This is a genomic window from Acidisoma sp., from assembly GCF_035492295.1.
Classification (GTDB): Bacteria; Pseudomonadota; Alphaproteobacteria; order Acetobacterales; family Acetobacteraceae; genus Acidisoma.
The window spans coordinates 1-2,785 of record NZ_DATJJK010000207.1; the positions used below are offsets into that span (position 1 = coordinate 1).

Genomic DNA, 2,785 nt, shown 5'->3' on the forward strand with positions numbered 1-2,785 from the left:
TGGGAGAAGCGGGCCGGACGCCTCGCCTATGTGCCCGTGCATGAACTGCGCGGGCGGGTGCAGACACTCATGCTGATCGGGCGGGATCGCGGCGTCGATGCACTGACCAGCCTGATGGCCGAGCAGATCAAGACCGCGATATTGGCAACTTCCGGCGGCTGACCTTCAGCCGTTGAAGGCGGTCTTCTGCGTCACCGCGTCCAGCGGGTAATCCCGCACCTCTTCGATCAGCCCGATCAGCGCGCGGGCCGCGCGCTCCACCTGGACCCTGCCCCGCTCTGCATCGCCGGCGGCGGCATTGCCGCAGGCGCCCGAGGGATGCAGATCCTGGGCCTGCCAGCCGAAGCCCACGCCACCTTCCGGCGTCAGCAGCCTGTTCGTCGTCTCCATGGCAACCGATCGGGGCACGAAGTTCTCCGCGAATTCCATCCGCACCTGATCGGGATGTAGATGCAGCATCACCGAAGTTTCGGACTCTCCGCCATGAATGCCGTGTTTCAGCTCGGGCCCGCTGTAGAGGTCGCTGCTGTCGATGGTGCGAAACCAGCTTGCGCCGACGGCGAACATGCCAAGCTCCACGCGCAATTCCCGGCAGACGATCTCCATCACCTGGGGCTGGCCGCCATGGGAATTGAGCAGGATGATTTTCCGCACGCCGCTCGCCCAGGCGCTTTTCGCGACCTCGAACCACAGCCGCGCGAGCAGATCGTACGGCAGGCTCAGTGTGCCGGGATAGGCCAGATGCTCGTTGGATTTGCCGACCGGCATCATGGGCAGGACCAGGGCCGGGAAATCCGGCGCCATCAGCTCCACCGCACGGGCCACGATGCCCGCGTTGATGGCCGCGTCCACCTTCACCGGCAGATGCGGCCCATGCTGCTCCACGGCGCCCACCGGCAAAATGGCCACGATCCCGCTCATGTCGAGCTCGGCGAATTCGCGGGTCGAGAGATCCCACCACCAGTGCGAGGAGAGCAAAGTCATCGGTCCGGCCTTCCTGTTGGGGCGAGCGCGTGGCCCGCGACTGCACCTCCATACGATGCTTTTTCCGGTCTGACCGCTGCCAAATAGGCATCACAACGCGCACAAAAAGATTGTTCCTTTCTTGAGCGACATCGCAGACCATGCCAAGCACTGCCATCTCATTAGGCAAGACTTAGAGGTTTTCATGCCACCCACGCCCGCTGAACCGGTTCAGTCCTCCGCATCTGCCCAAATTCTAAGCAAACCCTTGGCGGTCGAGCCGATTTCGGCCTTAGCCTTCGCACCCTTCGGCAAGCTGGTGGAACCGATGCCGGACGGCGCCCCGGCGGGCGATGTCGACCAGGCGCTCGATCTCTCGGGCGGGCGGCCGCGCTTCTATATCATGGCGCTGGAACATCGCGCGCTGACGGTCAGCCGCATCACCCGCCACAGCCAGGCGACACAGGTGCTCGCCTCCGCCGGCGGCGGCTCCTGGCTTCTCGCCGTCGCCCCGCCCGGCACTGCGGACGCGCCCGATCCGGCCGCGATCCGCGCCTTCCGCATCCCCGGGACCGTGGCCGTGCTGCTGTCGCGCGGCACCTGGCATGCCGGCCCCTATTTCGAATCGCCTTCCATGAGCTTCTTCAATCTCGAACTTGAAGACACCAATGTGGTGGATCACGATACCTGCGATCTCGCGAGCCACTTCGGCATCTCCCTCGTCTTCCAGACGGGCGGATGAGCCCCACCTTGAACGCGATTCCCCCACAGGCTCCGCTGCGCGCCCGCGCGGACGGCATTTCCATCCGCGATGTGGAAATGGTCTATCGCCGCGGCACTCAGGTCACGAACGCGCTCTCGGGCTGCAATCTGGATATCCCTGCCGGCTCCTGGGTCTCACTCATCGGTGCTTCCGGCTGCGGCAAATCGACGCTCCTGCGCATCCTCTCTGATATCGTGCAGCCGACTGGCGGCCAGGCGTTGCTCGGTGGGCTGACACCGGCTGAAGCGCGGGCCGAGCGCCGCTTTGCCCTCGTCAGCCAAAGTGCCGTCATGCTGCCCTGGCGCAAGGTCCTGGCCAATGTCGAGCTTGGCCTCGCCGTTGCCCGCGTGCCGCGTGCCGAGCGCCGCCGTCGCGCCGAGGAAGCGATCGAAATGGTCGGCCTCAAGGGTTTCGAGAAAGCCTATCCCTCCGAACTATCGGGCGGTATGCGCCAGCGCGCCGCCATCGCCCGCGCGCTGACGCTGAAGCCCGCCTATCTCTTCATGGACGAGCCCTTCGGCGCGCTCGACGAACTGCTGCGCGACCGGCTGAATTTCGAGCTGCTGCGCATCCTGGAGGAGACCCGCGCGACGCTGCTGCTCGTCACCCATTCCATCTCGGAAGCCATCATTCTGTCGGACAAGGTGGTTGTCATGTCACCGCGCCCGGGGCGCATCACCCGGCAGATCGACATCGATTTCGGCCATGCGCGATCCTCCATGATCCGGGACGATCCGCGCTTCGGCCGGCTGGAAGCGGAGGTCCGCCATGCGCTTGGCCATAGCATGGGTGGATGACAGCGCCACTCACCCAATCCCCCTGACATCAAGAGGAACTCATATGCGTATGCGAAAAGGTTTTATGACCGCGCTGCTCGCGGGCGTGGCCATGCTCGGCGTCTCGTCCATGTCCGCCCATGCGGCGGAGATGACGAAGCTCCGCGTCGTGCTCGGCTATATCCCTGATGTCGAGATGTACGGGCCGGAATACGCGCTGAAGGAAGGCTATTACAAGGCCGAGGGGCTGGACGTAACGCTGATCCCGGCGGGGCAAGGCGTG

At 64.9% G+C, this 2,785-nt stretch carries 3 protein-coding genes and 1 pseudogene; 3 read left to right on the top strand and 1 reads right to left on the bottom strand.

All coding sequences use genetic code 11. From position 1 onward, the window contains the following. Positions 1-165 precede the first annotated feature (165 nt). Positions 166-984, bottom strand: coding sequence for a creatininase family protein (locus VL752_RS15945; protein ID WP_325356847.1), 819 nt, complete (start codon positions 982-984; stop codon positions 166-168). A 184-nt stretch (positions 985-1,168) separates the two neighbouring features. On the opposite strand from VL752_RS15945, the gene VL752_RS15950 reads away from it, so the two are divergent. The 3 genes and pseudogenes from VL752_RS15950 to VL752_RS15960 form a co-directional block, all read left to right on the top strand. Further along, positions 1,169-1,705, top strand: a complete 537-nt coding sequence (locus VL752_RS15950) for an ureidoglycolate lyase (protein ID WP_325356848.1) — start codon at positions 1,169-1,171, stop codon at positions 1,703-1,705. An 8-nt stretch (positions 1,706-1,713) separates the two neighbouring features. Then, complete coding sequence (locus VL752_RS15955) at positions 1,714-2,523, top strand: ABC transporter ATP-binding protein (RefSeq protein WP_325356849.1); 810 nt, start codon at positions 1,714-1,716, stop codon at positions 2,521-2,523. 49 nt (positions 2,524-2,572) lie between these two features. Then, positions 2,573-2,785 (top strand): annotated as a pseudogene (locus VL752_RS15960) (hypothetical protein); the annotation flags it as partial.